Annotated in this window: 27 protein-coding genes; 17 read left to right on the top strand and 10 right to left on the bottom strand. The window is 69.5% G+C overall.

Features of this window, described 5'->3' with window-relative positions:
• Nucleotides 1–83 precede the first annotated feature (83 nt).
• Nucleotides 84–926, top strand: coding sequence for a GntR family transcriptional regulator (locus tag ACSMXV_RS22990; protein ID WP_473173202.1), 843 nt, complete (start codon nt 84–86; stop codon nt 924–926).
• Nucleotides 927–1,028: 102 nt separating this feature from the next.
• The gene (locus ACSMXV_RS22995; protein ID WP_473173203.1) at nt 1,029–1,679 is read left to right on the top strand and encodes a hypothetical protein; all 651 of its coding nucleotides are present in this window, start codon (nt 1,029–1,031) and stop codon (nt 1,677–1,679) included.
• Nucleotides 1,680–1,697: 18 nt separating this feature from the next.
• On the opposite strand, the gene ACSMXV_RS23000 is transcribed toward ACSMXV_RS22995, so the two are convergent.
• The gene (locus ACSMXV_RS23000) at nt 1,698–2,453 is read right to left on the bottom strand and encodes an SLATT domain-containing protein (RefSeq protein WP_473173204.1); all 756 of its coding nucleotides are present in this window, start codon (nt 2,451–2,453) and stop codon (nt 1,698–1,700) included.
• A 336-nt stretch (nt 2,454–2,789) separates the two neighbouring features.
• Between ACSMXV_RS23000 and ACSMXV_RS23005 the strand changes: the two genes are divergently transcribed.
• From ACSMXV_RS23005 to ACSMXV_RS23040, 8 genes are all read left to right on the top strand, one after another.
• Nucleotides 2,790–3,134: a YbaB/EbfC family nucleoid-associated protein gene (locus tag ACSMXV_RS23005; RefSeq protein ID WP_181656076.1), complete on the top strand. Its 345-nt coding sequence runs from the start codon at nt 2,790–2,792 to the stop codon at nt 3,132–3,134.
• An 81-nt stretch (nt 3,135–3,215) separates the two neighbouring features.
• Nucleotides 3,216–3,815, top strand: coding sequence for a recombination mediator RecR (gene recR / locus ACSMXV_RS23010; protein WP_181868020.1), 600 nt, complete (start codon nt 3,216–3,218; stop codon nt 3,813–3,815).
• Entirely contained in the window at nt 3,808–4,473 is a 666-nt protein-coding gene (locus tag ACSMXV_RS23015) for a DUF5063 domain-containing protein (RefSeq protein WP_473173205.1), read from the top strand. Before recR ends, ACSMXV_RS23015 begins: the two co-directional genes overlap by 8 nt.
• A 296-nt stretch (nt 4,474–4,769) precedes the next feature.
• The gene (locus ACSMXV_RS23020; protein WP_473173206.1) at nt 4,770–6,566 is read left to right on the top strand and encodes a DUF5979 domain-containing protein; all 1,797 of its coding nucleotides are present in this window, start codon (nt 4,770–4,772) and stop codon (nt 6,564–6,566) included.
• Nucleotides 6,567–6,669: 103 nt separating this feature from the next.
• On the top strand, nt 6,670–7,149 hold the full coding sequence (locus ACSMXV_RS23025; protein ID WP_473173207.1) for a helix-turn-helix transcriptional regulator: 480 nt from the start codon (nt 6,670–6,672) through the stop codon (nt 7,147–7,149).
• Nucleotides 7,146–7,475 (top strand): hypothetical protein, encoded by a 330-nt coding sequence (locus ACSMXV_RS23030; protein ID WP_473173208.1) that lies wholly within the window; start codon nt 7,146–7,148, stop codon nt 7,473–7,475. Before ACSMXV_RS23025 ends, ACSMXV_RS23030 begins: the two co-directional genes overlap by 4 nt.
• A 50-nt stretch (nt 7,476–7,525) precedes the next feature.
• Nucleotides 7,526–7,795 (top strand): hypothetical protein, encoded by a 270-nt coding sequence (locus ACSMXV_RS23035; RefSeq protein ID WP_473173209.1) that lies wholly within the window; start codon nt 7,526–7,528, stop codon nt 7,793–7,795.
• A 163-nt stretch (nt 7,796–7,958) separates the two neighbouring features.
• Nucleotides 7,959–8,459, top strand: a complete 501-nt coding sequence (locus ACSMXV_RS23040; protein WP_473173210.1) for an SgcJ/EcaC family oxidoreductase — start codon at nt 7,959–7,961, stop codon at nt 8,457–8,459.
• Here ACSMXV_RS23040 and ACSMXV_RS23045 read toward each other — a convergent pair.
• Nucleotides 8,425–9,804, bottom strand: a complete 1,380-nt coding sequence (locus ACSMXV_RS23045; protein WP_473173211.1) for a sensor histidine kinase — start codon at nt 9,802–9,804, stop codon at nt 8,425–8,427. The two genes, ACSMXV_RS23040 and ACSMXV_RS23045, sit on opposite strands and share 35 nt — an antisense overlap.
• Entirely contained in the window at nt 9,801–10,499 is a 699-nt protein-coding gene (locus ACSMXV_RS23050; protein ID WP_473173212.1) for a response regulator transcription factor, read from the bottom strand. The genes ACSMXV_RS23045 and ACSMXV_RS23050 overlap by 4 nt, the downstream gene beginning before the upstream one ends.
• A gap of 271 nt (nt 10,500–10,770) precedes the next feature.
• Between ACSMXV_RS23050 and ACSMXV_RS23055 the strand changes: the two genes are divergently transcribed.
• From ACSMXV_RS23055 to ACSMXV_RS23070, 4 genes are all read left to right on the top strand, one after another.
• Nucleotides 10,771–12,042 carry an aspartate kinase gene (locus ACSMXV_RS23055; RefSeq protein ID WP_181656066.1) on the top strand — a complete coding sequence of 424 codons (1,272 nt, stop codon included), beginning with the start codon at nt 10,771–10,773 and terminating at the stop codon, nt 12,040–12,042.
• A gap of 61 nt (nt 12,043–12,103) precedes the next feature.
• Nucleotides 12,104–13,162 (top strand): aspartate-semialdehyde dehydrogenase, encoded by a 1,059-nt coding sequence (locus tag ACSMXV_RS23060; protein ID WP_473173213.1) that lies wholly within the window; start codon nt 12,104–12,106, stop codon nt 13,160–13,162.
• 382 nt (nt 13,163–13,544) lie between these two features.
• Complete coding sequence (locus ACSMXV_RS23065; RefSeq protein WP_473173214.1) at nt 13,545–14,216, top strand: SigE family RNA polymerase sigma factor; 672 nt, start codon at nt 13,545–13,547, stop codon at nt 14,214–14,216.
• Nucleotides 14,213–15,460, top strand: a complete 1,248-nt coding sequence (locus tag ACSMXV_RS23070; protein WP_473173215.1) for a hypothetical protein — start codon at nt 14,213–14,215, stop codon at nt 15,458–15,460. The genes ACSMXV_RS23065 and ACSMXV_RS23070 overlap by 4 nt, the downstream gene beginning before the upstream one ends.
• Before the next feature lie 215 nt (nt 15,461–15,675).
• Here ACSMXV_RS23070 and ACSMXV_RS23075 read toward each other — a convergent pair whose 3' ends face one another.
• Together ACSMXV_RS23075 and ACSMXV_RS23080 are read right to left on the bottom strand one after the other, a co-directional pair.
• On the bottom strand, nt 15,676–16,551 hold the full coding sequence (locus tag ACSMXV_RS23075; protein WP_473173216.1) for an SURF1 family protein: 876 nt from the start codon (nt 16,549–16,551) through the stop codon (nt 15,676–15,678).
• A gap of 130 nt (nt 16,552–16,681) precedes the next feature.
• Nucleotides 16,682–18,550, bottom strand: a complete 1,869-nt coding sequence (locus ACSMXV_RS23080) for a S9 family peptidase (RefSeq protein WP_473173217.1) — start codon at nt 18,548–18,550, stop codon at nt 16,682–16,684.
• Between the two features lie 181 nt (nt 18,551–18,731).
• On the opposite strand from ACSMXV_RS23080, the gene ACSMXV_RS23085 reads away from it, so the two are divergent.
• Entirely contained in the window at nt 18,732–19,106 is a 375-nt protein-coding gene (locus ACSMXV_RS23085; RefSeq protein ID WP_473173218.1) for a VOC family protein, read from the top strand.
• A 169-nt stretch (nt 19,107–19,275) separates the two neighbouring features.
• Here the strand turns inward: ACSMXV_RS23085 and ACSMXV_RS23090 are convergent, their stop codons facing one another.
• The 3 genes from ACSMXV_RS23090 to ACSMXV_RS23100 form a co-directional block, all read right to left on the bottom strand.
• Nucleotides 19,276–20,796, bottom strand: a complete 1,521-nt coding sequence (locus tag ACSMXV_RS23090) for a sulfatase family protein (protein ID WP_473173219.1) — start codon at nt 20,794–20,796, stop codon at nt 19,276–19,278.
• Nucleotides 20,797–20,942: 146 nt separating this feature from the next.
• Nucleotides 20,943–21,038: a putative leader peptide gene (locus ACSMXV_RS23095; RefSeq protein ID WP_473173220.1), complete on the bottom strand. Its 96-nt coding sequence runs from the start codon at nt 21,036–21,038 to the stop codon at nt 20,943–20,945.
• Between the two features lie 241 nt (nt 21,039–21,279).
• Nucleotides 21,280–22,248: a lysostaphin resistance A-like protein gene (locus ACSMXV_RS23100; protein ID WP_473173221.1), complete on the bottom strand. Its 969-nt coding sequence runs from the start codon at nt 22,246–22,248 to the stop codon at nt 21,280–21,282.
• 541 nt (nt 22,249–22,789) lie between these two features.
• Between ACSMXV_RS23100 and ACSMXV_RS23105 the strand changes: the two genes are divergently transcribed.
• Together ACSMXV_RS23105 and ACSMXV_RS23110 are read left to right on the top strand one after the other, a co-directional pair.
• Complete coding sequence (locus ACSMXV_RS23105; protein WP_473173222.1) at nt 22,790–24,070, top strand: LPXTG cell wall anchor domain-containing protein; 1,281 nt, start codon at nt 22,790–22,792, stop codon at nt 24,068–24,070.
• 387 nt (nt 24,071–24,457) lie between these two features.
• A complete protein-coding gene (locus ACSMXV_RS23110) occupies nt 24,458–25,501 on the top strand; it encodes a TerC/Alx family metal homeostasis membrane protein (RefSeq protein WP_473173223.1) in 1,044 nt (347 codons plus the stop codon).
• Nucleotides 25,502–25,648: 147 nt separating this feature from the next.
• Here the strand turns inward: ACSMXV_RS23110 and ACSMXV_RS23115 are convergent, their stop codons facing one another.
• Entirely contained in the window at nt 25,649–26,065 is a 417-nt protein-coding gene (locus tag ACSMXV_RS23115) for a YeeE/YedE thiosulfate transporter family protein (RefSeq protein WP_181656057.1), read from the bottom strand.
• Nucleotides 26,065–26,721 (bottom strand): YeeE/YedE family protein, encoded by a 657-nt coding sequence (locus tag ACSMXV_RS23120; RefSeq protein WP_473173224.1) that lies wholly within the window; start codon nt 26,719–26,721, stop codon nt 26,065–26,067. The genes ACSMXV_RS23115 and ACSMXV_RS23120 overlap by 1 nt, the downstream gene beginning before the upstream one ends.
• Between the last annotated feature and the right edge of the window lie 221 nt (nt 26,722–26,942).

Below are 26,942 nucleotides of genomic sequence, written 5' to 3' on the forward strand. Positions count from 1 at the left end.
TGGTCTGCACCACAACCGGTGCACACCGCACCGATCCGCGTAGGCTGGCGTGCCCGTAAAGCAACACCGAGAGGGACCTCACCATGCGCGGCAGCGCCGTCACCCGCAGCACTCTGCGACAGCAGATCGCCGATGCGCTCCGTGACGAGGTGCTGGCCGGACGTCTCGAGCCGGGGCAGGAGTTCACGGTCAAGGAGATCGCCGAGCAGTACGGCGTCTCGGCGACCCCTGTCCGCGAGGCCCTCGTCGACCTCTCCGCGCAGGGCATGCTGGACTCCGTCCAGCACCGCGGATTCTGCGTCCACGAGTTCTCGGCAGCGGACTACCGCAGCCTCGTCGAAGCCCGCCGCCTCATCGCGGAGGCGATGTTCCGGGACATCGACGCCCTCCGCCGCCGGCGCGAGACGCCCGCACCGCCCACGGCCAAGTCCGAGTCCGAGGCCACCGGGCACGGGCAGGCTCCCGGGGAAGGGCAGGCTCCCGGGGAAGGGCAGGCTCCCGGGCAAGGGCAGGCTCCCGGGCAAGGGCAGGCTCCCGGGCAAGGGCAGGCCCCCGGGCAAGGGCAGGCCGCCACCATCGCCGCCACGCTGCTCGCCGTACGCCGCCGAGGAGAGGAGGCCCGGCGCGCCGCGGTCGCCGGTGACCTGATCGTCCTCATCGGCTACGACATCCGCTTCTGGCGCGAGCTCGCCGTGCTCTTCGGCAACCCGTATCTCTCCGACTTCCTGCACCGCCTGCTCGTCCAGTCCTGGGCCTGCGCGGTCCGCTATCTGCGCCGTGTCGACGATCTCAAAGGCGTGCTGTGGTCCGGCCACACCGAACTCGTCGACGCATTCGTGCGCCGGGACAGAAACGCCGCGTTCTCGATCATCGCCGGGTACCACGCGCACTCCCTCGAGCTCATCGAGCGACTGGCTGCGGAATGACCGCTGCGTGTCTGGATATGGGATCTGCAGCAGGGCAGCTGAGGGACCGGCTCCGGCACTACGCTGCCCTGACCACCGTGAAGTGCTACGCGAGGAGCTCCCTTGGCATGTGACCTCTGGCTGGTCCCGCTCGTCGACGTGCTGTGCCACAGCCCCGACAATCCGTTCGCCGAGGAACTCGCGCTCTACGACAAGGCACTGGGAGAGGCCGGACTGCCGCCGGTCCCCGTCTACGCGTACATGCCCGGCCTGTCCGGGGACGTGGCGCCCGTGGCCGGCTTCGACTACGACGCGCTGCACTTTCTGCGCCGCGCGTATCTGCTGCAGATCTGCGGGCTGGCCGTCACGCCCGTCGACGAGCTGGGCGGCGACTACGAACAGCTCCTGGAGATGTTCGAGTCGACGGCCCAGCAGTCCCACCTGGTCTGGCACTACGACCACGCGGGGGCGTACGTCCCGGTGGACTTCCCGACGCCGCTCACCAACGACGAGCTCCTGGCCGGGGGCGGCCCGCTGGGCTCCTCACAGGCGCTCCTGCGGGAACTGGAGTACGTGGCCCCCTCGATAGGCATCGACCCGGCCAACCCTCCGGCGGCCCCCGCCCCGCCCGCGGCGCCCACGGCCCTGGAGGAACCGGCGGCGCAGCCTCCCCACGAAGACAGTCCCTTCGCGCGGGAACGCCATGTGTGGCTGGGGCTTCACGCGGCCGCGACCCGGAGCCTCGCCCAAGGCTCCATGATCATCTTTAGCTGATCCCCACAGGGGGAGCCCTCACCTCGGCTCCGGCGGCCGCTGCCGCGGCATATTGGGCCGAGCCCCCGGCGCGACGGGCGGCCCGAGGAGCCGCCCCGGCGGCGGCCCCTCGGGCATCCGCGCCCCGCCGTCCGCGCACCCGGCCCGCATCCCCAGCGGCACAGCCCCCGACCGGAACTGCACCATCCAGTCCGCGGTCTCGGCCCGGACCAGCTCTGTCAGATCCTCCGAGAACCGCCGCAGCACCCCAAGGCACCGCTCGGCGGCCTCACCGGCCGTGCCCTCGGTGGGCCCCAGCACCTCCCGTACGCACTCCGAAGCCCAGTCGAACTGCAGAACCTGTAGCCGCCGCTGCACGGCCTGCGCCGTGGCCACGTCGCGCATCCACCCGGCGGTCAGCCCGAAGTACCGGTCGCCCACGGCGCAGGCCACCGCGAGCAGCAGTGCCAGGCACCCCCAGGGCGCCACACCGCCGACCACCCGTGTCAGATCGAGTACGGGCAGTGCGGCCCCCACGACCGCGCCCAGCGCCGTCCCGGCCCGCAGCGCACGTGCACCCCGCCGCTTCCAGGTCCGGTCCCTCAGATACCACTCGGCGGTGGTCAGCGCGCCCCGCTCCACCCAGCGGTACAGCTCGTCGAGCCGCTCGGCCGGCTCGCCCCAGTCCCCGAGGGGGAACGGCCGCCCCGCCAGGTCGTCGTCCCGCCCGGCCCCTCCACGCTCGCCCCGCCCCACCTGGGGCGGCCCCTCGGGCTGCATCTCCGGCTGGCTCACCCGGCACTCCCTACCTGCTGCACCTGCTGCGGTACGTGATGAACGTGCGATGAATGTGCGGCGCCTGATGCTGAAGCGCGGCACCCTTCCTACCGCCCAATGGGTGGGCATGAGGGCTGTTTCGAGGTCTTTCCGCCCGGAAGGGGGTCTTGATCAGATATAGGGGTCCCCGCCGCGTCACTCGAAAGAGTGCTGGAGCGCGCGCCACCCTGACCACGTAGGCTCGTGCCAGGTGAAGAACCGCAGAAACACGGCGAGAATCCAGCCCCGGCGAGAACCCGGCCGGTCGGGAATCCAGCCGTACTTCCCAGTCCCAGCCAGTCCCAGGAGCTGATCGTGATCCCCGGTGGTGGCCAGCCCAACATGCAGCAGCTGCTGCAGCAGGCCCAGAAGATGCAGCAGGACCTCGCCCAGGCGCAGGAGGAGCTCGCGGCGACGGAGGTCGACGGCCAGGCGGGCGGCGGCCTCGTGAAGGCGACGGTGAACGGCTCAGGCGAGCTGCTCGCCCTGCAGATCGACCCGAAGGCCGTGGACCCGGAGGACACCGAGACCCTCGCCGACCTGATCGTCGCGGCGGTCCAGGCGGCGAACGAGAACGCACAGGCGCTGCAGCAGCAGAAGCTGGGCCCGCTCGCCCAGGGACTCGGCGGCGGCAGCGGCATTCCGGGCCTTCCCTTCTAGGAACAGGCGCGGCCAACTACCGTACGTGCCAAGGACGAAGAAGCACGGTACGTACCGAAGCAGCAGAAGGAAGGCAGTCCGTTGTACGAAGGCGTGGTCCAGGACCTCATCGACGAGTTGGGCAGGCTGCCCGGCGTCGGTCCCAAGAGCGCGCAGCGGATCGCCTTCCACATCCTGCAGGCGGAGCCCACGGATGTGCGCCGGCTGGCCCAGGCGCTCCTCGAGGTGAAGGCCAAGGTCCGCTTCTGCGCGGTCTGCGGCAACGTCGCCCAGGAGGAGAACTGCGGCATCTGCCGCGACCCGCGCCGCGACCCCGCGGTGATCTGCGTGGTCGAGGAGCCCAAGGACGTCGTGGCGATCGAGCGGACCCGGGAGTTCCGCGGCCGCTACCACGTCCTGGGCGGCGCGATCAGCCCGATCGAGGGCGTGGGCCCCGACGATCTCCGGATACGGGAACTGCTGGCCCGTCTCGCCGACGGCACGGTCACCGAGCTGATCCTGGCCACGGACCCGAATCTGGAGGGCGAGGCCACGGCCACGTACCTCGCGCGCATGATCAAGCCCATGGGCCTCAAGGTCACCCGTCTGGCCAGCGGACTCCCGGTGGGAGGCGATCTGGAATACGCGGACGAGGTCACTCTGGGCCGCGCTTTCGAGGGGAGACGACTCCTAGATGTCTGACGCCACGCTGAACACGGTCACGAACGATCCGGGCGACTTCGCCGTCCAGATCTCCGACCAGGTCGGCAGCTTCCTCGTCGCCGTCGAGGAGGTCGCGAAGGGCGACGAGCCGGACTCGGCCGTGCCCTTCCTGCTCCTCGAGGTGTCGCAGCTGCTGCTGGCGGGAGGCAGGCTGGGCGCGCACGAGGACTTCGTGCCGGAGGAGCGCTACGAGCCGGACCTGGGCCCCGAGCAGGACGTGGACGAGCTGCGCGAGCGCCTCGCCGTCATCCTCGACCCGGTCGACGTCTACTCCGAGGTCTTCGACCCGTACGAGCCGCGGAAGGCGCCGGTCGCCTGCCGGATCTCGGACGACCTGGCCGATGTCGTCGCGGACCTGCGCCACGGCATGGCCCACTACCGCGAGGGCCGCACCGTCGAGGCCCTGTGGTGGTGGCAGTTCTCGTACTTCTCCAACTGGGGCTCCACGGCCTCGGCCGCCCTGCGCGCGCTGCAGTCCCTGGTCGCCCATGTCCGCCTGAACCAGCCCCTGGAGGAGCTGGACGGTCTCGACACGGACCAGGACCTCGGCGACGAGGCGCTCGCGGAGGAGGCGGGGAAGGTCATGGCCCGGGAGATCGCGGGGCCGCTGGGGATGCGGGAGCGAACGGTCAAGTAATCACCGGAGTCCGGCCAGAGCTTCTTCCGGAGCTGCCGGAATTTTCGTACGCATGTGTGATTGGTCCGTCGTGAGCGTGGCCCGTACCGGCTGTCATCATGTCGCCGTCAACCCTGCGTGACACGCTGTCAATATATGTCCGAAAAGTCACTGAATGGCCGCATGGGGTATTGAAACCTCTTCCATACCCCATTCACCTCTGCAGGGGACGGGACATATTGATCAGGTACCAAGACCGCGTGCTCCGGCTGTGCCGGTCGCTCGCGAAGACGGCCATGCGTACGGTGGTCTTTGGTGTGGCTGGCGTGCTCGTAGCCCTGGCCAACTCCACGGCCGCGTTTGCGGAGTTCCAGCCCACCCCCGTGTTCAACGATCCGGCGGGCCTGTTCACGGAGGCCACGATCACCGGTGTCGGCAGCGGGTCCACCGTCAACGGCTCCACGGCGCCCGACAGTTTCGACCCGCTCGACGGATACCCGGCCACCATCCCCGACGGATCAACCGTGCACGCCGCGGCGTTCGCCGGGGCGATCGTGATCGAGGACCCGGTCAGCGGGCGAACCGGCCTTACGTACTGCATCGACCTGCACACCGACACCGAGGTCGGGGTGCACTATGAGCTCGGTGAGTGGAGCGAGGCGCACGTCACGAACCTCGGCTACGTCGAGTACATCCTGCAGAACTACTACCCGACCACCGGCGAACCCGCGGGCATCACCGCAGCCCAGCGAGCGGCCGCAGTGCAGGCGGCCATCTGGTTCTTCACGGACAACTACGTGCTGTCCCCCGCCGAGCTCGCCAATTCACCCATCCGACAGTCCACCGCGGCCATCGTCGCGGACGCACTGGCGAACGGGCCGAGCCCGGAGCCGCAGGAACCGGAGCTGTCCGTCACTCCCGAGCAGATGCCGGCGCCGGCAACCGGCGAGATCGTAGGCCCGTTCACGGTCACCGCTGACGGCCCGTCGACGATCCAGATCACCGGGGTCGAGGTGTTCACCGACGCCGCGGGCGAGAACCAGCTCCAGGACGGCAACACCGTGCAGCCCGGCGCGCGACTGTGGGCCCGCAGCGTTTCGGACGACGACCCGCAGGGCTTCGTCCTCGAACGCGTCGCCAACGTGCTGGAGGGCAATGTCCTGCTCTATGACGGGACGAACCCCGCCCTGGAGGACGCCCAGACACTCGTACTGGCGCAGGAGACCGAACTGGTGGTGCGGGCCGGCGCCGTGCTCCAGCCGTTCCCCGCCGGCGCCGTGCAGTTCGGGCTCGCGATCGGCGGTGAAGCGGCAGGGCTCCAGGCCGAGAAGGTGATCCAGGTCGACTGCGAGGACCCGGACTCGGACCTCGACCAGCAGCGCACGGTGACCTTCGCAGCGGGCACGCCCGCTGGTGACCACTCCCGGTCGCTCACCGGCATCCCGGCCGGCAGCGTGTGCACGATCACCGAGAGCTCGGACGGCGACAACGGCCTCGTCAGTGCCACGACCGTCATCGACCCCACCACCATCACGATCGCCTCCGAGGAGACCCAGCAGGTATCCATCACCAACACCTATGCGCGGGCGCTCGGTTCCCTGCAGGTCGTCAAGACCATCGCGGGTCCGCGAGCCGGCTTGCAGGGAATCGCGGTCATCGAACTCGACTGCGACGATCCGGACGGCACCTTCGACCGCCAGTTCGCCATCGCCGCGGGCGCGGCGGCCGGCACCTATCCGCAGCCGGTGGTCAACGGCATCCCGACTGGCACGCGGTGCACCGTGAGGGAGACCGCGACGGGCGAGAACGAGCGGGCCGTCCTCGGCGCCGATGTCGTGATCGACCCGGCTGTCACCACGATCAGTGAGGGGGTCACCAGTCGCGTCTCCGTGACGGACAGCTACAGATGCCCAGGCGCTGGTGGCACGGGCGGCGGTGGTGGCACTGGAGGTGCCGATGGGAACGGCGGCACCTGCCCCGGTGGCGCCCTGCCCGAAACCGGTGCGCCCGTTCCCGTGGCCAGGCTGGCCGCGACCAGCGTTGGGCTGGTGCTGGCGGGCGCCGCGATCACGGCAACCACCGGAATGCGAGTCCGGCGCCGGTACGCCGGCTAGTGCGGCACGAAGCCGCACGCAGCCTCCCCCGGCAGCGCCTTACGCGCAGCCGGGCGGGGAGGCTTCCCCGTACCACCGCAGCGGCTGCGGACGGGAAGGCCCGATGAGCCAGTACAGCAGCTGGGCAGAGGTCAAGCGCCGGATGCGGGAGAACCAACCCGAGGTGTCCGACGCCGAATGGGAGTCCCGCAAGCAGGCGGCGCGTACGGCGACCGAAGCGCACGTGGTGGGCTACCACCTGCGAGAGATCCGTGAGGAGCAGGGGCTGACGCAGGCTCAGGTCGCCGAGTCGCTGGGGATCTCCCAGGCCCGCGTCTCACAGATCGAGCGGGGTGATCATGGCCTGCGACACCTGCGACACCTGCGACGCGGACGAGCGGACGGCGGAGATCATCGACGGTCTGTGCCGCGAGTGCCGTGTGGAGCTCGGGCTGGAGACGCCGGACGGGACGCCGATTCGCCCGTGCCGGAGACCTTCCTGGCAGGCCCGCGACCTGACGTGGACGTGGTGGACGTCGCCCGCTGGGCGGCGGAGGTGCGTGCGGCGGGCGGCCTGCGGTCGAAGGCCGGGAGGAGGATGTGACCGGGCCGGATGAGGCTGGGGGCCTGTCCGTGGATCTCGGCGCCGATCTGGCCGCCCGCCTGACGGCATACGCCGCGGCTGACCGGCGACCGATCGATGCCGTGGTGGCGGACGCGGTGGAGGAGTACCTCGGCACGCATCCGAACCACGAGCAACTGCGCGCCGCCGGGCTCGCGGCCATGCGGGAGTACGAGGCGGAGTACGGGCCCTTCACCGAGGTGGAACGCGCGGAGGTCGATGCACGGATCGATCGGATCACGGGTCCCGCCGACGACGACCAGGGCGGTCCTCACGAGGGCGGCCCGCTGGACGGGAGCGACGTATGAGCGTGCAGGAGACGCCGGTCAGGGCACCATGGAGTCGAGGAGGCGACGCCATGACCCCCAGGACCGCAGACCGGCCCCAGATGTCCGTCGAGGAGTTCGAGGAGCTGAAGCGCCACGCGCCCGAAACCGTGTGGCTGGAGTTCGTCAACGGGAAGGTCGTGAACATCGACCGCGACGACTGCTCGGTCACCGTATTCACGAACCCGGAAGACGGCCGCTACCGCCGCCAGGTGAAGGAGTCCTACGGCGCGGCCGTCAAGATTCCGGACCCCGTGGGTCTCACCCTGGAGACCGAGGCACTCAAGGAGTTCGTGGACTGAGAAGCCGTATGTGGGCCGTCGCCTTTCGTGAATTGGACGAGGCTTGTACGAGGGCTGGACGTGCGCTGGACGGGCCCTAACCGGTGAAACGCGAGTCTGGAGTCACTTCCACCGCAGAGGAAAGCGGAGGGAGCAAACCCCCAGACCTGCAACGGAGACTGCGATGACCCGTCGTTCCATAAGCAAGCGTGCCGCCATCGTCACCGCCACCGCCCTCGTTGCCGCCGGCACCATCACCGCCGGTGTCGGCGTCGCAGGGGGCGAGTACTACGGGAAGCCCGGCAAGACCGAGATCGCCGGCCTGTTCGACGACTGGAACGCCGCGCTGGGGACCGGCGACGCCGAGAAGGTGGCGGACCTGTACGCGAGCGACGCCGTCCTCCTCCCCACGGTGTCCAACGAGGTCCGTGTCGACCGCGCCGGGATCGTCGACTACTTCGAGCACTTCCTGCAGAACAAGCCGGTCGGCACGAAGGTCAAGACGCACGTCGACGTCCTCGACTCGAACTCGGCGATCGACACCGGCGTGTACGAGTTCGCGCTCACCGACCACGAGACCGGCGAGAAGCGCACCGTCGAGGCCCGCTACACGTACGCGTACGAGAAGGTGGACGGGGAGTGGAAGATCGTCAACCACCACTCCTCTGCGATGCCCGAAGGCTGATCGCCACGCACAGGCCACCGCCGGGAGCGTCCCGCAGCGCCACGGTCCCGGCGTCGTCCGTCACCAACTGCTTGACGACGGCGAGGCCGAGGCCGGAGCCGGAGCGCCCGGTGAGGCCCTGGCCCCGCCAGAAGCGGTCGAAGGCGCGGCACTTCTCGGCGTCGGACATGCCGGGGCCCTCGTCGAGCACCGCCAGCTCCACCTCGTCGCCCCGCGGCTCCACCCGGACGGTGATCGTGGCGCCGTCCGGTGAGACCTCCAGGGCGTTGGACAGCACGTTGTCCAGGACCTGGTCCAGGTGGCCGGGGGTGGCCATCACCAGCAGCCGGCCGTCGGCAACCCCCCCGAGCGCGATGGTGACTCCGCGCTCCTCGGCGGCCGGCCTCCACACGTCGAGGCGTTCCTGCACGATGTCCCGCAGCGGTAGCGGCTCCGCCGCCGACACCTTCGCCTCCGCTCTGGCCAGTACCAGCAGGCCGTTGACGAGGCGGCTCATCCGCACCACCTCGGCGGTGGCCTGCTCCACGTCCTCGCGTACGAACTCGTCGTCGACGCCGTCCGCGATGTTGTCCAGGGACAGCCGGAGCGCCGTCAGCGGGGTGCGCAGCTGGTGCGAGGCGTCCGCGACGAAGATGCGCTGGGCGGCCATCAGGGTGTCGAGCCGCTCGGCGCCCTGGTTGAGGGTGCGGGCCAGCGTCTGGGTCTCCTGCGGTCCCGTCACCGGTGAACGCGCGGTCAGGTCGCCGTCGCTGAACCGGCTCGCCATGTCGTTCAGTTGGCGCAGCGGACGGGTCAGACGGCGTGCCGCGACGGCGCCGAGTCCGGCGGCGAAGGCCAGTACGGCGACGGCGAGGATCGCCCGGAAGCCCCAGATCGTCCACAGCCGCTCGGTGAGTTCGGACGTCTTGTAGCGGATGCGGACCGCGCCCACGGTCTCGTCCTCGTCCGTCCGCGAAACCGCCGGGACGGTGATCACCAGGTACGGCCCCCAGACGAACGAGGAGCCCCAGTCGACGGTGGGCCGGCCGTCCTCCAGAGCCCGGGTCACGGCGGGGTCGTCCAGGGAGAGCCGGGAGATCGTGCCCACGCCGGAGCCGTCGGCGGTGATCGCCTGGACGGTGCTGGGCGTCTGCAGCTCGTAGGCCTCGGCCATCTCGGCCAGCGCGTCACGCGAGGGATCGTTCTCGGCACCCAGCAGCAGGGCCATGGTTTTGGCCTCACGGCGTACGGACAGCTCGGTGTCCCCGCGCAGCTGGTCGGTGAGCGTGAAGGCGACCGGAACGGTGAAGGCCGCGACGGCGACGGCGACGAGCAGCACATAGCTGACGATCAGCTGCCGGATCATGCCGGCTGTCCGTCTTCGTTCACGACCAGGCGGAAGCCGACTCCGCGCACTGCCTCGATCGTGACCGCCCCCGCCAGCTTCCGCCGCAGCGCCGCCACATGGACGTCCAGCGTCTTGGTCGGCCCGAACCAGTTGGCGTCCCAGACGGCTTCCATGATCTGCTCGCGGGACATCAGCGCGCCCGGCTCCTCGGTGAGGAACGCCAGCAGGTCGTACTCCTTGGGCGTGAGCGTCACCTCGGTCCCGTCCAGATGGACGCGGGCGGCCTTGCGGTCGACGGTCAGCCGAGGACCGTAGCGGTCGGGCGCGGTCCCCGCCTGCTGCGCCCGCGGCTGTACGCGGCGCAGAACCGCTCGTATCCGTGCGATGACCTCGCGGACGCCGAAAGGCTTGGAGACGTAGTCGTCGGCGCCTATCTCGAGACCCACCACGCGGTCGGTCTCCTCGCTGCGGGCGCTGATCACGATGATCGGCACATCGCTGTCCGCCCGTAGCGCCTTGCACACGTCGAGCCCGTCGGTGTCGGGCAGTCCGAGATCGAGCAGCACGACGTCGTACGGGTCATGAGGGGCGCCGGCCGCTGTCAGGGCCGCCCGGCCCGTGGTGACCCACTCGACCTCGAAGCCGTAGCGCAGCAGGCCGCGCCGGAGCGACTCGGCGACCGGTTCGTCGTCTTCCACCAGGAGTACGCGCACGGGCGAACCCTAGTATTTGAACTTTAACGATTCACCCGCGGGGGTGTGACCCGCCCCACTTTCCGAGTGCTCGGTGCGGGATGGGGCATGCGCCAGTCCGAGCGGCCGGAGCGTCACCCCGCGATCGACTGTCGATACGCGCCGTGGGCGGGACATCTCACGATGCGATATCACAGGGGCTGATTTCGGCCGCTCGTTAAACTGAGTCGACCGCAGTCATGCGGATCGCCCGCACATGTGCGGAACGAAACGGATTGAGCGAGGAGCGCACGTGGGCCTTGTCGTGCAGAAGTACGGAGGCTCCTCCGTAGCCGATGCCGAAGGCATCAAGCGCGTCGCCAAGCGGATCGTGGAAGCGAAGAAGAACGGCAACCAGGTGGTTGTGGTCGTTTCCGCGATGGGCGACACGACGGACGAGCTGATCGATCTCGCCGAGCAGGTATCTCCGATGCCTACCGGGCGTGAATTCGACATGCTGCTGACCGCAGGAGAGCGGATCTCCATGGCCCTGCTGGCGATGGCGATCAAAAACCTGGGCCACGAGGCCCAGTCGTTCACCGGCAGCCAGGCAGGCGTCATCACCGACTCGGTCCACAACAAAGCGCGGATCATCGATGTCACGCCGGGCCGCATCAGGACGGCGCTCGACGAGGGCAACATCGCCATCGTCGCCGGCTTCCAGGGCGTGTCCCAGGACAGCAAGGACATCACCACGCTGGGCCGCGGCGGCTCGGACACGACCGCCGTCGCCCTGGCCGCCGCCCTCGATGCCGAGGTCTGCGAGATCTACACCGACGTGGACGGCGTCTTCACCGCCGACCCGCGCGTCGTGAAGAAGGCTCGCAAGATCGACTGGATCTCGTTCGAGGACATGCTGGAGCTCGCTGCCTCGGGCTCGAAGGTGCTGCTGCACCGCTGCGTCGAGTACGCACGCCGTTACAACATCCCGATCCACGTCCGCTCGTCCTTCTCCGGACTGCAGGGCACCTGGGTCAGCAACGAACCGCAAGGGGACCAGAAGGTGGAGCAGGCCATCATTTCCGGTGTCGCTCATGACACCTCCGAGGCCAAGGTCACGGTCGTCGGCGTGCCGGACAAGCCCGGTGAGGCGGCCTCGATCTTCCGCGCGATCGCCGACGCGGAGATCAACATCGACATGGTCGTGCAGAACGTGTCGGCCGCGGCCACGGGCCTGACCGACATCTCCTTCACGCTGCCGAAGACCGAGGGCCGCAAGGCCATCGACGCGCTGGAGAAGGCCAAGTCGGTCATCGGCTTCGAGTCCCTGCGCTACGACGACCAGATCGGCAAGATCTCCCTGGTCGGCGCGGGCATGAAGACCAACCCGGGTGTCACGGCCGCCTTCTTCGAGGCGCTCAGCGATGCGCGCGTCAACATCGAGCTGATCTCGACCTCCGAGATCCGCATCTCGGTCGTGACCCGCGCCGACGACGTCCCCGAGGCCGTGCGCGCGGTGCACACCGCGTTCGGGCTCGACTCCGACAGCGACGAGGCCGTCGTCTACGGCGGCACCGGTCGCTGACCGCGCCGTCTGCCACAGAGAGGCGTACGACGATGACCGCTGGTCAGGGAGGCGTACGGAGATGACCGGACGACCGACGCTCGCTGTCGTGGGAGCGACCGGGGCCGTCGGCACCGTCATGCTCCAGATCCTGTCCCAGCACGCGGACATCTGGGGCGAGATCCGACTCGTCGCCTCGCCGCGCTCGGCCGGCCGCAAGCTGACCGTGCGCGGCGAGGAGGTCGAGGTCGTGGCCCTGAGCGAGGAGGCCTTCGACGGCGTCGACATCGCCATGTTCGACGTACCCGACGAGGTCTCCGCGCAGTGGGCGCCCGTCGCCGCCGCCAAGGGCGCGGTCGTCGTGGACAACTCGGCCGCCTTCCGGATGGACCCGGACGTGCCCCTGGTGGTGCCCGAGGTCAATCCGCACGCCGCGCGCGTGCGCCCGCGCGGCATCATCGCCAACCCCAACTGCACGACGCTCTCGATGATCGTGGCCGTGGGCGCGCTGCACGCGGAGTTCGGGCTGCGCGAGCTGGTCGTCTCCTCGTACCAGGCGGTGAGCGGCGCCGGGCGCGCGGGCGTCGACACCCTGCGGGAGCAGCTGAAGCTCGTCGCCGGTACGGAACTCGGGACGTCACCCGGCGACGTACGGCGGGCCGTGGGGGACGCCACCGGACCGTTCCCCGAGCCGGTCGCGCTGAACGTCGTGCCGTGGGCGGGTTCCCTGCGGGACGACGGCTGGTCGTCGGAGGAGATGAAGGTGCGGGACGAGTCCCGCAAGATCCTCGGACTGCCGGAGCTGAAGGTCGCCGCGACCTGCGTGCGCGTCCCCGTCGTCACCACGCACTCCCTGACCGTCCACGCCCGCTTCGAGGGCGAGGTCACCGTCGACCGGGCGCGCGAGATCCTCGCGACGGCGCCCGGCGTCGTCCTCTTCGACGACCCGGCCGCCGGTGAGTTCCCCACGCCCGCCGATGTGGTGGGGACCGATCCGACGTGGGTGGGCCGGGTGCGGCGTGCGCTCGACGATCCGACGGCTCTCGAACTCTTTGTCTGCGGCGACAACCTGCGCAAGGGCGCGGCGCTGAACACGGCACAGATCGCCGAGCTCGTGGCTGCCGAGTTCATGGCGGCGTGAGGGCCGGTTGCCCTGTGTGCGGGGGTGCCGACGGTTTGCCGGCTCGTCACCTTCCCGTCCGGTATCCGGAAACGGCCTGGCCATAGTCGGGATCCTTTGTAGAATCCGTGAAGGTTCAACGGTCTGTGAAAAAAGTCCAGACCACTTGAACTGAGCCCTGCCGACGTTCGAAGATTTCGCTCCCCGCCCCGTGCAACCGCGCACGGGGCGGGGAGCGTCTTTAGCGGTCGCCCGTCAGGGCCCCTGGATGCTGTGACAAGTGGGGCATAAAGGAAGAGCTGGTACCCATGAGGGCAAGTGACGCACCGCCAAAAGTGGTGCCCCGGGCAAATGTGATGCCCGACGCGTACAACCCTCTCAAGGGGAGCCGTGTCCAACTGGCGTGGCAGAGGTACTCGAATTCACAGCGGTACGGGCGAGGGGCGCGACCCTTCGGCCGCCCCGCCGCACCCGCATGCCCGGCCCGGCCGGCGGCGGCATGCCGGTGATCGCCCCCATGCCCCATGCGCGGCCCGCCCGCATTCCGTCTCAGCGCGAGGGCGCTGAGGAGACCCTGGCCGCGGGCACGACGGTCGACCATCTCACCGAGACCTATCGCGCCCACTACCGGTCGCTCCTCGGGCTGGCGGCGCTCCTCCTCGACGACACCGCCTCCTGCGAGGACGTCGTCCAGGAGGCCTTCATCCGCGTGCACTCCGCGCGGAAGCGCGTCCGGGATCCGGAGAAGACCCTCGCGTATCTGCGGCAGACGGTGGTCAACCTCTCGCGGTCCGCGCTGCGCCGCCGCATCCTCGGGCTGAAGCTGCTCTCCAAGCCGATGCCCGACATGGCGAGCGCCGAGGAGGGTGCGTACGACCAGCTGGAGCGCGACGCGCTGATCAAGGCCATGCGCGGCCTGCAGCGGCGCCAGCGCGAGGTGCTGGTCCTGCGTTACTTCGCGGACATGACCGAGGCACAGGTCGCCGAGACCCTCGGCATATCGCTCGGCTCGGTGAAGGCGTACGGCTCGCGCGGCATCGCGGCCCTGCGCGTCGCCATGGAGGCGCCCGCATGAGCGATCAGCACTGGGGGCCTGAACGGCCCGAGCGGCAGGGCGGCGGTGAGACCGGGCGGGGGCGGCCTGAGCGGCCCGAGTGGTACGAGCACGAACAGCAAGCTGGGAACGGAACTGTGAATCACGGCCCCGAAAGCTCCTACGACGGGCCCGACAGCTCCCCTTGGCCGGGTTCGGACGGGACGGGTTCTGACTGGCCGGGTTTGGACGGGACGGGTGCTGACGGGGCCGGTCCTGATGGGGCCCATCCGGGCGAGCTGGGCTCCGACGAACTGGCCCTGCGCAGGATGCTGCACCAGGCGGTCGATGACATCGAGCCGACCGACGGTGCCCTCAACCATCTGCGGCGTGCCGTGCCCGCGCGCCGTGCGCGCAAGCACCAGGCCGCCGTCGGCATGGCCGCCGCCGCGCTCTTCGTCGGCACCGCCATCCCGGCGCTCGTCCATGTCTCGAACTCCACAGGTTCCGCGGACACGTCCTCCGTCGTCGGACACGCCGGACAGGCTCAGGGCGGCCAGGACGCCAAGAGCACGGACGGCGGCGAGAAGAGCGACAGCAGCACCTCGAGCGCATCCAAGTCCACGGGCAAGGACAGCGGCAAGGGCAAGAAGAACGACCAGGGGAAGGGCGCGACCGGCAGCCCCACCGGCGGCCCGAACCCTGAGGGCACGGCGGCCGCGAGCTCGCCCCCCTGCGGCGTGAACGAACTGGGCAACGCCACGCCGAGCGTCGAACCGGCGGACGCCGAGGGCAAGGTCTACGGGACCTTCACGATCTCGAACGTCTCCAGCGCCAACTGCACGGTCGAAGCCGCCGGAAGCATGGCCTTCGCGGCGCAGGGCGCGGCCGACGCCACGAAGATCAACCTCGTGGACCACACCGCCGGGGACGACTCCGGGCTTCCCGATCCGTCCCAGGAGGCAAGCCAGCTGATCCTCAAGCCGGGCATGTCGTACCAGGTGCGGTTCGCCTGGGTGCCGTCGGAGACCTGTCCGACGACGGGTGGCCCAGAGGAACCCTCACCAGACCCGACGCCTTCGGCGGACAGCGCCAGCGGTGGTACCGGTGGCACGTCCGAGCAGAGCGGGACGACGACCCAGCTCGTCACGGAGGACGGCGGCACGGCCGACGGCAGCGTGCTCGTCACCCTCACCGCGGAACCCGGCACCCCGACGGTGTCGGCGACGATCTCGAACGCGTGCGCAGGGACGATCTACCACACGGGAGTGCTCCCGGCGCAGTAGGACCGGCGGTCGGACCGAGCGGTCGCCAGGGGCCTCGCCACAGACCTCGGGTGGGGGAGGAGAGGCCGGGGCGGGCTGGGTACTGCTGCCCCTTTCAGGCAACGGCACCGCGGCCCGCCCCGGCGGGATCCGCGTTCAGGTGGTGGGGACCCGGCCCGCCCCGGTGGGGTCCGCGTTCAGGCGGTGGGACCGGGCCGCTCCGGCGTGGGCCGCGTTCAGGCGGTGGGGACCCGGCCCGCCCCGGCGGGGTCCGCGTCAGCGGTGCCGCTGCCGTCCGGGTTCTGATCGGCGTTCGGGCCCTTGTCCTCGTCCTTGGGGTTCAGCTCGTTGCCCTCGGGGGCCAGCCCGAGGGCGGCGTCCCTGGCGAACTCCGCCTCCCGGCGCAGCAGCCGGAACCACATGAAGACGACGAACCCCGCGAAGACGAACCACTCCCCGGTGTAGCCGAGGTTCTGGAACGCCTTGAGGTCGAGCCCGCCTCCCTGCGGTTCCGTCGCGGGCACCGCCTTCATGCCCGCGTCGGCCTTGTCGAGGGTGATCCACGCGTCGTACACGTCGTACGGCACGAGGTTCACCAGCGATGCGGCGCTGATCATGCCTAGCTGTCCCGCGGGCAGCCCGCCCGTCGCGCTCACCCCGTCGGAGTCCGCGTTCTCCGAGGCCTGCAGGGCGCCGGTCACGGTGACCTCGCCGGCGGGCGCCGCCGGCGCCTTCGCGGCGGACGCATCGCCGGGCAGCCACCCACGTAGGACGGGCAGGGCCTTGCCGCTGTCCGTGCGCAGCATCGTCACCACGTAGAAACCGCGCTTGCCGTCCAGCTCCCGGTCCGGGACGAGGAGCTGTTTGCCGTACCGGCCGGTCGCCGTGGCGCGGTCGCCCGACGTCTCCTTGTCGACGGGCAGGAGCGAGTCGAGCGGCCGGGCCGCGGCGTGCTTGTCCTGAGTGGACTGCTCGGCGGCGGACCGGTGGTCCTGCATACGGTCCTCGAACCGGCCCAGCTGCCACGACCCCATGAAAACGCAGAAGGGGATGGACAGCAGGACGAAGACGTTGATCCCCCACCAGCGAGGGGTCAGCAGGAACCGGTACACACCTCCACGGTACGGGGGCCGCGCGGGCGGCCCGGCGTGGGGGTGCCCACCGTTCCGCTTCACCGTCGCGAGCAGCCCCCTCAGCCGTCGGGCATCACGGATGCATCAGCTGTCGGGCGTCATGGTCGCCTCAGTCGTTGAGGTGCCGCTCCGCGAAGTCCAGCTCCAGCCGCACCTGCTTGATCCGCTCGTCCACCACCAGCGACCCGTGCCCCGCGTCGTAGCGATAGACCTCGTGGACCGCACCACGGGCCGCGAGCCGGTCCACATAGTTGTCGATCTGGCGGATCGGGCAGCGCGGGTCGTTGACGCCGGCCGAGATGTACACGGGCGCCTTCACCGCGTCCACATAGGTCAGCGGGGACGACGCCTCGAAGCGCTCCGGCACCTCCTCCGGCGTACCGCCCAGAAGGGTGCGGTCCATCGCCTTCAGGGCCTCCATCTCGTCGTGGTACGCCGTGACGTAGTCCGCGACCGGGACCGCCGCCAGCCCTATCGCCCAGGCATCGGGCTGGGTGCCGAGGCCCAGCAGGGTCAGATAGCCGCCCCACGAACCGCCGGCGAGCACGAGCTTCGCCGGGTCCGCGAGGCCGGACGCCACCGCCCACTCCCGGACCGCCGCGATGTCCTCGAGCTCGATCAGGCCCACCCGGTGCTTGAGCGCGTCCGTCCACTCCCGCCCGTACCCCGTCGAGCCGCGGTAGTTCACCCGGACCACCGCATAGCCGTGATCCACCCAGGCCGCCGGGCCCGCCGCGAAGGAGTCGCTGTCGTGCCAGGTCGGGCCGCCGTGGATCTCGAACACGGTGGGAAGCGGGCCGGTCGCACCGGCGGGCTTCTGGACGAGGGCGTGAATACGGCCCCCCGGGCCCTCCACCCACACGTCCTCGACGGGCACCGAACCCGGCGACTTCGTCCCGGGCGGATCCAGCACCACATCACCGGACGTCGACCGCACCACCGGGGGCTCCGCCGCGGAGGACCACAGGAACTCGACGTTGCCGTCGGGCCGCGCCGTCGCTCCGGACACCGAACCGGCGGGCGTGTCCAGACGGACAAGCGCGCGCGTGGCCGGCTCGAAGCGCCACAGCTCGCTGCGTGCCTCGAAGCTGTGCGCGATCAGGAGCGCCGATCCATCCGGATACCACTCCGCCGAGACATCGCCGGGCAGCTCCAGCGCCAGATCCGTCTCCTCTCCCGAGTCGACGTCCCACACCATCGGCTCCCAGCGCCCGCGCCGCTGATGCCCGACGAGCAGCCGCGTGTCCCCGTCGACCGGTGCGAACCCGAGCACCTCGAGGCCGAGCTCGACCGTGCCGCCCTTGGTGTCGTCCAGCTCGGCGACCACCGAGCCGTCCGGCCGGAGCACCCGGATCGCGGAGTGCATGGCGTCACCGTGCTCCGTGTGCTCGATCGCGATCAGCGAGCCGTCGTGGGAGAGGTCTCCGACGCCCGCCGACTCGGGGTGCCGATAGACCTCGGACGGCCCGCCCGCCCCCAGTACGACATGGATCGTCGAGCCCTCCTCGTCGGTCGAACGGCCGACGACCACCGTGCGCCCGTCCCGGCCGATGGCCAGGCCTGCCGGATACGACGCCTTGAGGCCCGGCACCGCGGCTTCGTCGGGACCGCCGTGAAAGGGCTGCCGCTGCCAGACGCCGAACTCGTCGCCGTCCGTGTCGTCGAACCACCAGATCCACTCGCCGTCCGGTGAGAGCACGCCGTCCGTGGTGCCGTTCGGCCGGTCGGTGACCTGGCGCTGCTCGCCCGTGGCCCGGTCCCACGCATACAGCTCGTACGTCCCCGAAGCGTTCGACACGAACAGCGACCGCTCCGGCGCGTCCTGTGCCCAGTCCGGCAGGGACACTCTCGGCGCACGGAAGCGCTTCTCCCAGTCGGGCATGTCCGCGCCGTCGGGTGCGGTCGCGACACGTGGGACGGCCGCCGCATCGCGCGGGACAACTGTGCTGTCCGGGGTGGCCCCGTTGGTCTCAGTCATGGCCCCATAGTGCCTGGACGCGCCGACAACGCGCCGACGGGCTCCTCAGCCTGTGGATAACTTTCTGTGGACAACGCCCGGGCGAGGGATGCCGGGCGATGAGTTCCATACCGCCGACCCGTCTACACAAGTGCCGGTATCCACAAGTGGGGGACAAGCAGCGACCCGCCCGGAGGCGATCATGTTCGGCACGACGAAGGCGTACAGCGGTTTCTCGGTGGACGACATCGACGCGGCCAGGAAGTTCTACGGCGAGACGCTCGGACTCAGGGTGTCGGAGGAGAACGGGCTGCTGACGCTGCACATCGCGGGTGACCGGGACATCCTGGTCTACCCCAAGCCGGACCACACGCCGGCGACGTACACGATCCTCAACTTCCCCGTGGACGACATCGACGCGGCGGTCGACGAACTGAGCAGAAGGGGTGTGAAGTTCGAGCGCTACGACCATATCGAGACGGACGAGAAGGGCGTCTTCCGCGGTGATGGCCCGGTGATCGCGTGGTTCACCGACCCTGCCGGGAACGTGCTGTCCGTCATCGAGGAACCTTCGTGATCCCAGAGCGATGCACCGATGCACGGGACCGGTCAGATATCAGATGGCTGACCGGTCCCGTGGAGGCCGAGCAGAACAAGGCCGAGCAGAACAAGGCCAAGCAGAACAAGGCCAAGCAGAACAAGGCCAAGCAGAACAAGGCCAAGCAGAAGCCGAGCAGAAAACGTCCTCAGGCAGTCGGATACGGAAGCAACTCCGCAGCCGTCGTCTCCCAGGCCCCCTTGAGCTCCGCGAGCAGCTCCGGCCGGTCGGGGGCCAGGTCGGCCTGCTCGCGGGAGTCCTGGGCGAGGTTGTACAGATGGTCCTTGCCCGCGGCGTCCCGGTAGTACTTCCAGCCGCCACGCCGCAGCGCCCTGTTGGCCCGTACGCGCCAGAACAGGTCGCGTTCGGGCATCTCCTCGCCGCGCAGCAGGTAGCCGGCGAGGCTGGTGCCGTCCAGCGGGTACGCGGGGTCGGGCCGGGCGCCGCCCAGCTCCAGAAGGGTGGCGGTCCAGTCGGGCGAGAAGGCGGGCTCGTGGCTGACCTGGTGCCCGTCGATCCGGGCCGGCCAGCGCACGATGGTCGGCACGCGGATGCCGCCCTCCAGCAGCTGGGACTTGTTCCCGCTGAGTGGCCAGTTGTAGGAGAAGCGCTCGCCTCCGTTGTCGCTGGCGAACAACACCAGCGTGTTGTCCTCCTGTCCGGAACGCCGCAGCGCCGCCAGCACTTCGCCGACCGCGGCATCGAGGCTCTCGACCATCTCCGTGTACTTCTCGACCGAACCGCCGTCGTTGTGGAGCAGCGCGCTGAGGACCTGCCCCTGGTTGCTCGCCGCGCGTACCTTCGCGGCGATCTCGGCCCCGGTCTCCGCGTCGTCCTCGGCGAGCCAGGGCCAGTGCGGGGTGGTGAAGTTGAGGTTGAGCAGCCAGGGCTTGTCGTGGTCCCGGCTGACGTACTCGACGGCCCGCTCGGTCAGCACCGTCGTGTAGTAGCGCAGATCCTGGTAGGTCGCGTCGCCTTCGTAGAGGTCGTACTCGCCGAGCTGGCCGAGCTTGGAGAAGTACTCCAGTACGCCACCGAAGTTGCCGAAGAACTCGTCCCAACCGGACTTGGTGGGGCTGTAGTCGGGCAGCCAGCCGCAGTGCCACTTGCCGATGAGCGCGGTCGAGTAGCCCACGCCCTTCAACAGGGAGGCGAGCGTGGGGTGATTGGGGCCGAGCCCCTGGCTCTTGTCGCCGACGGGTTCGGCGAGCCCGCCCTTCGTACGGCCCGGATACCGGCCGGTGTACAGGCTGAACCGGGTCGGAGAGCAGGTCGCCGAACCGGAGTACGCGTCGGTGAAACGGACGCCCTCACGGGCGAGGCGGTCCAGGTTGGGCGTCTTGATGTGCGGTGCGCCGTAGGACGACAGGTCGGCCCAGCCGAGGTCGTCGCCGAGGATGACGAGCAGGTTCGGACGCCGGCCGCTACGGGCGCCGGGGCGGGCACGGAAGGGCTTCTCCACGGTTCTGTCCGCCGCGGTCGTGCCGGACGTGTTCGTTGCTGATGTGTTCGTGTCTGATGTGGTCGCGTCTGACGCGGCGGCAGCCGGCCCGGCCACAGCTGTCAGGGCGCCGCCGCCGATCAGCCCGCCGAACAGCCGCCGGGAGATGCCGTCACGGGCGTCGGCGGTCGGCGCGGGCTCGGAGGGCACAGAAGAGTCATCGGACATGCGTGGCATACGTCTTCCTTAGGGCCAAGGAGGAGCGCGCGCGGAACCAAGGCGGTGCGCGCGCGGGAGTGCAGGGAGAAGGCGCGCGAGAGCGCGACGAAGGGAGAAGGAAAGAGAAAGAAAGAGAAGCAGGGCGACCCGTGGGATCAGCGACAGATGGCGCTGGACTGCCGGCACAGATCGACATGGCGCCGCTCCACCAGCGCGAGGGACGCGCACAGGTGATCAGCAGAAGCCTTCATGATCGCGACAGTGCCAGCGCCGCACTCCGAGCGTCAAGGGGGCGTCCACAGGCTGAACGCGGGCTAAGCGGTGCCGGGGAAGTGCGGGTGCGTTCCCGGCACCGCTGAGTAGCGGGTCAGCGACCGGACACCTCAGCGATCGGGCCTCAGGCGATCGACCACCGTTGCACGTACGACAGAGGGCCTGGTCCAACTCCTGCACCAGGCCCTCCGCCGAGACATATCCCTTTGCGTACGCCTTTCACCCCGCGATGGCCTCCGCCTCCACCAGTCGGCGAGGGGATTCGGGGGCGGTGCCTGCGATACGGAACCGGGGGGCCAAGCGCAGGATCACCCACCCGTACAGCGGCCACACGATGGCTCCGGCCGCCAGCACAGGCCAGGGGGCGACCGCGGCGCCGGCGCCGCCGGCATCGCCGAGTCCGTCCGCGTAGGTGGCGGCGAGGAGGAAGAAGAAGAGGTTGTTGACCACATGGAGGGCGATGGCCGCCTCCAGGCCACCGGTACGGAGCACCAGCACGCCCAGGACGAGGCTGAACAGGAACAGCTCCGCGAAGCCCCATGGCGTGCCGAGCCCGTGGGCCAGGGCGAACAGCGCACCGCCGACGACGATCCCGACCCAAGGGGTACGCAGATAGCAGCCGAAGACCTGCGGGATCCAGCCGCGGAAGACGTACTCCTCTGCGGCGGCCTGGAACGGCACCAGCAACACGAGCACCGCGGCGGCGGTCAGGAATGTCGGCCAGTCCGCCCAGACGCCGGCCGGCAAGGCGAACATCCCGTCCCAGGGCACGTCCCCGGATGCGGCGGTGAAGACCGCTATCAGGTTGAACAGGAGCACCACCGCGGCAACGGCCGCCACCATGCAGACCAGCAGCCAACGCCAGCGCAGCCGACCGGTCACCGAGGACAGGGATCCGGCTGGTCGGCGTTGCACCAGGCGCGCCGCGATCAGCACCCCTGGGATCAGGAGCGCGAGTGTGAGCAGCAGAGCAGCGTTGTCCCAGAGGGGATCGGCGAAGATCAGGCCGCCCGTGCCCGGCTCGACCCCGGTCAGCCCGGCCGCCACGCCCAGTCCGATTCCCACGTTGAGCTGGAGCAGAAACCAGACGACCACGGCGACAAGCGTGGCCACCAGCGGACGCCACCAGCGGTGCAGGTCGGTTCGCGCCAACCGGTGGTAGGGCGTTCCGGCCGATGCGGCGATCACGCGTGATTTCGGTGGGGGTACTTGGCCGACATCACGGGGCGCTTCTATTACCGGTGCATGGTTGAGAGTGCTCATGGAATCCACCTCGACTCGATCTCAAAGACCTGACTGAGGACTGCACCCTTTTGATGCGGCCCTGAGGTCAGCAGACAGGATCGGAAGATGACCGTCATGCCCCAAAAAAACGGGACTTGACGTGGTGGGGTGATGTGGTTAAGCGAGTGAGGGAGTGAGGACAGCTCAACCCGCCGCTGCAATGAGTCGCTGCAATGAGCGGCGTCGTACGGCCTGGCCACCGGCGACGGCCACGGACGCCGCCGCCTGCACCGGGGTGACATGAGTCACAGAAAAAGTACGGACGTCGTGCGCAACGATCCTTGTCCGTCCGATTTATTCCGGTGAAGCCTCCAGGGGTAAACGGTGGAGCCGAAGAGGCGCTAAACGGCTCCTTTACGTGAGCTATACACTCATCGAAATTCAGGCTGCTGCATGCTTTTCGGTGGCCGTTCTCCTTTCTCTCTCATTAGGAAAGGTCCCCCCAGTGAAGCTTCGCCGTTCCCTCGCTGTGGCCGTCGCCGTCGCGGCAGCCACGCCCGTCGTGCTGTTCACCGCTACTCCCGCACTCGCCGTCGGGCCGTCCGCGGCACAGACACAGAACCAGCCGACGTACGCGGAGCTGGAAAAGGCTGCCGCCGACGCGAAGAAGGCATACGAGGAAGCCGTCATCGCCAAGGAAGAGGGGCAGAAGGAGCTCGAGGCCACCCTGGCCGCCCTGGACTCCGACGAGCACCCGCTCAAGGCGGCCACGATCGCGGCGGACAAGGCGGCCGAGGAAGCAGCCGACGCCGTTGCCGCTGCCGAGGAGGCCGTCGCGGACGCCAAGGCCCAGCTCGAAACGGCCGAGAGCGACGCCGAGAAGGCCGCGGCGCAGGAGGCCCTGGAAGCCGCCGAAGCCGATCTGGAGAAGGCGGTCACGGCCAAGAAGGAGGCCGACGCCGAGGCCAAGGAGGCCCACACCGCGCTGGACGACGCCAGGGTGGAGGCGTTCCGCAAGTACAGCCTGGTCCAGAACGCCCCCGAGAAGGCCCTCGAGGCCAAGGAGGCCGCCGAAGAGGCGCTCGCCGCCGCCAAGGAATGCGTCCGCGAGGACGGGCTGACCTCGCTCGCGGTAGGGCTGCCGTCGAAGGTCGTCGCGGGGACCACCGTCGACTTCACCCTGCGCGTGACCAACGGCACCGAGCGCACGCTGACGGTGGACCCGCTGGTGTTCCTCCACGCGGACGGCGAGAGCAGCGGTGAGAAGAGCCGGCTGAAGGTGGAGTGGTCCAACGGCTCTGACTGGCAGACCCTCAATGGCAACGAGCCCGAGCACATCGCGCACATCGACACCATGAAGCCGGGCGGCCACAGCGACGTGAAGTTGCGTATGAAGGTCGACTCCGCGGCCCAGGCCGCCGACGCCTTCGCCCTGTTCGCCAGTGACGCCGCCGACGCGTACAACCCCTGCATCCTGGGCCCGATGAAGCGCTACGACTTCGAGTTGCTGCCCGCGGGCAGCGATCCCGGTCCGGTCGACGACGCCGAGCCCGGCCAGCCCGGCGAGGACGACGACACGCGGCCAGGTGCCGCGAAGCCCGGCGCGGGTACGGGCCCGTCGGCGCAGGGCGGCACGTCCGAGCAGGCGACGGCCAGCGGGGACCTCGCCAAGACCGGTACGTCCTCCGCGACGATGCCACTCGCCCTCGCGGCCACCGCCACCGTCGTACTCGGCGCCGGAGCGGTTCTCGCCGTACGCCGCCGCCGGGCCGCAGACAACAACTGACGCGGGATCGCCGACGGCCCGCACCTCGCTGTGCGGGCCGTCCGCGGGCACCCGGTCCCGCGGTGCCCTCGTCGCCCGTCTTCGACGCACCGTGTTGCCTGACGTCGTCGCCTTCCGCAGGTGGGCAAGAACGGGTCCGCTCTGGCCCACCACGGAATGCCCGACTCCGGGCAGCAGGAGCACCGCTGCGTGCGGGATGGCACCGGCCAGGAGCACCACTGCGTGCGGGACGGCACCGGCCAGACGCCGAGCGGTGTCTCGCGAGTCGAGCATGGCGTCACGTTCGCCATTTCGGTCCGACGCCGTGTCAGACGGATGAAGTACCGTGCGAGGTGATCACCGGGACGATTGCGACCGTCGGCGCGGCAGCGCCGAACGGAGTCGGAGGTGGCGGTGCTGGAAATCGGCGGACTGACGTGGGGCCTCACGATCGGCCTGGTCGTCGCGCTGCTCGCACTGGACCTGGTCCTGGCGGCCGTGCGCCCGCACCGGGTCGGGTTCCGCGAGGCCACCTTCTGGTCGGTGTTCTACGTCCTCGTCGCGATCGCCTTCGGCGTGTGGTTCACCCTCCGGTACGGAGGCGAGTTCGGCACCGAGTACTTCGCGGGCTACATCATCGAAAAGAGCCTCTCGGTCGACAACCTGTTCGTCTTCGTGATCATCATGACGACCTTCGCGGTGCCGGAGGAATACCAGCACAAGGTGCTGACCTTCGGCATCATGCTCGCGCTCGTCTTGCGCGCGATCTTCATCGCACTCGGCGCCGCGTTGCTGTCGCTGTTCTCCTTCGTGTTCCTGCTGTTCGGGCTGTTGCTGATCTACACCGCCGTCCAGCTGTTCCGGCACCGCAACGAGGACCCCGACGTCGAGGACAACGCCGTGGTCAGGACGGCGCGCCGCATCCTGCCGATCACCGACCACTACGTGGACGGAAGGCTCCTCACCCGGATCGACGGCCGCCGGATGGTCACGCCGCTGTTCCTCGTCCTGCTCGCGATCGGCAGCGTCGACCTGCTGTTCGCGCTCGACTCCATCCCCGCGGTCTTCGGCGTCACCAGGGAGGCCTACATCGTCTTCGTGGCCAACGCGTTCGCGCTGCTCGGCCTGCGTGCGCTGTACTTCCTGGTCAAGGGGCTCCTGGACCGGCTGGTGTACCTCTCGACCGGGCTGTCGATCATTCTGGCGTTCATCGGTGTCAAGCTGATCCTGCACTGGGCCCACGTGGACATCGACGAGCGCGTCCCGGAGATTCCCACACCGGTCAGCCTCCTGGTGATCGCGGTGGTGCTGTTGGTCGTGACCATCGCGAGTCTGATCAAGACCCGACGCGATCCGTCGGCCAAGGCCCACGCGGGTTCCCTGCGCGCCCACGCCACCGTCTCCGAACACCGGGACCGTGAAGGCGGCCCAGGCCGGCCGGGCGTCAGGTGAGAGCAGCCGCAGCCGCCCTCGGGCCGCATTCGCGGGTGCCCCGCCCCGCGGCGCCTGGCACGCTCCCCCACTGCCTTAAGGGCGTGGGAGGTGCCCCCACCGCGTCGCCTCCCTCCTCCGCCTTGGTTATCCGGTGGGCGCCCTTGGTTACAGCCCGCAGGAGCCGCTGTCGACGTGGAGGTATCGGGCGTTGGCCCAGCGGCACAGCCGGATACCGACGACGACGCCGGCGATCGTGACCACGGCGGGCAGGTACCCGCTGGCGACCTGGATGATCGGGATTGCCGGGCATCCACCTGAGATCGCCCAGCCCGTACCGAACAACACCGCGCCGGGGATCACGCCGGCGTGGATGCGCCCATGGGTGCGGCGGACCCGCAGCAGAGCGAACACGCACACGATGATCACGACGGCGCCGGCGAAGGCGAGGAACATGCGCAGGTCCTGGAAGGTGAACATGCGGTTCAGTTCGGCATAGTCGCCGAAGCCGATGTTGGTGACGGTGTAGCCGAGAGCCAGTCCGGTGATGATGTTGGCCAGCAGAATTGCGCCTCGGGTACGCATCAGATCACCTTCCACAGGAGAAACGACACCGCGACGGCGGTGCCGAAGAACACGGCGGTCGCGACGATGCTGACCGGACTCAGCCTGCCGCAGCCGCTGAGTCCGTGGCCGGAGCTGCACCCGCCGGCCAGTCGAGTGCCAAAGCCGACCAGCACGCCCCCCACGAACAACAGGGCGATCATGGTCGTCGGATTGGCGGTGACCAGGTTCCGAAAACCCGGGCCCATATCGAAGCGGAGCTGGAACCGCCCGGAAGTGACCGCGGCGATCAGTCCGCCGAGGAAAATCGACACCAGCAGGGCAGCCTGGGTGACCACCGGAACCGGGCGCAGGGTCGTGACCGAGGGGCTCTCGGCCGCGGTCGGCTCGACGTTCGGATCCTGCGGCTGCGTCTGCTCATACGGACTGTGCGGCGAGGTGGGCGCGCTGGGGCTGGTTCCAAAGTGCTCGGCGGTGGCTGCGGCGAGCGCGTCGGCGAGAGCACGTTCGTCGGTGAACTCCTCCTCGAGCCGCTCGAGGTCGCGTTCTCTGCGCCAGTGCAACACGCGATCCCACGCCGACGACACCCCGAAAGACCGATCGGTGGCGAGGGTGTAGGCGATGGTGACCAGAGCGAGCCCTATAGCGCCCGCCCACCAGGGCCAGTAGGTACTCATGCGGGGCCTTTCATCCAATCGACGAGCCGAGCCCACCAGCCGCGCTTCGAGCTGGGTGCTTGCCGCCTGCGTCCAGCGAGGCGGTCTTGCGGCTGGGGAGTCTGTGTGAGTGGTGACGGCTGGTCATACCCGTCCAGTGTCGGCGGGGGAGCTGGTTCAAACCGGGCCGTGGTCTGCGGCGACCACGGATCGGGCCGTGACGGCGGGTCCTGCCCAGGTGC

It is taken from the genome of Streptomyces sp. DSM 42067 (assembly GCF_055792885.1).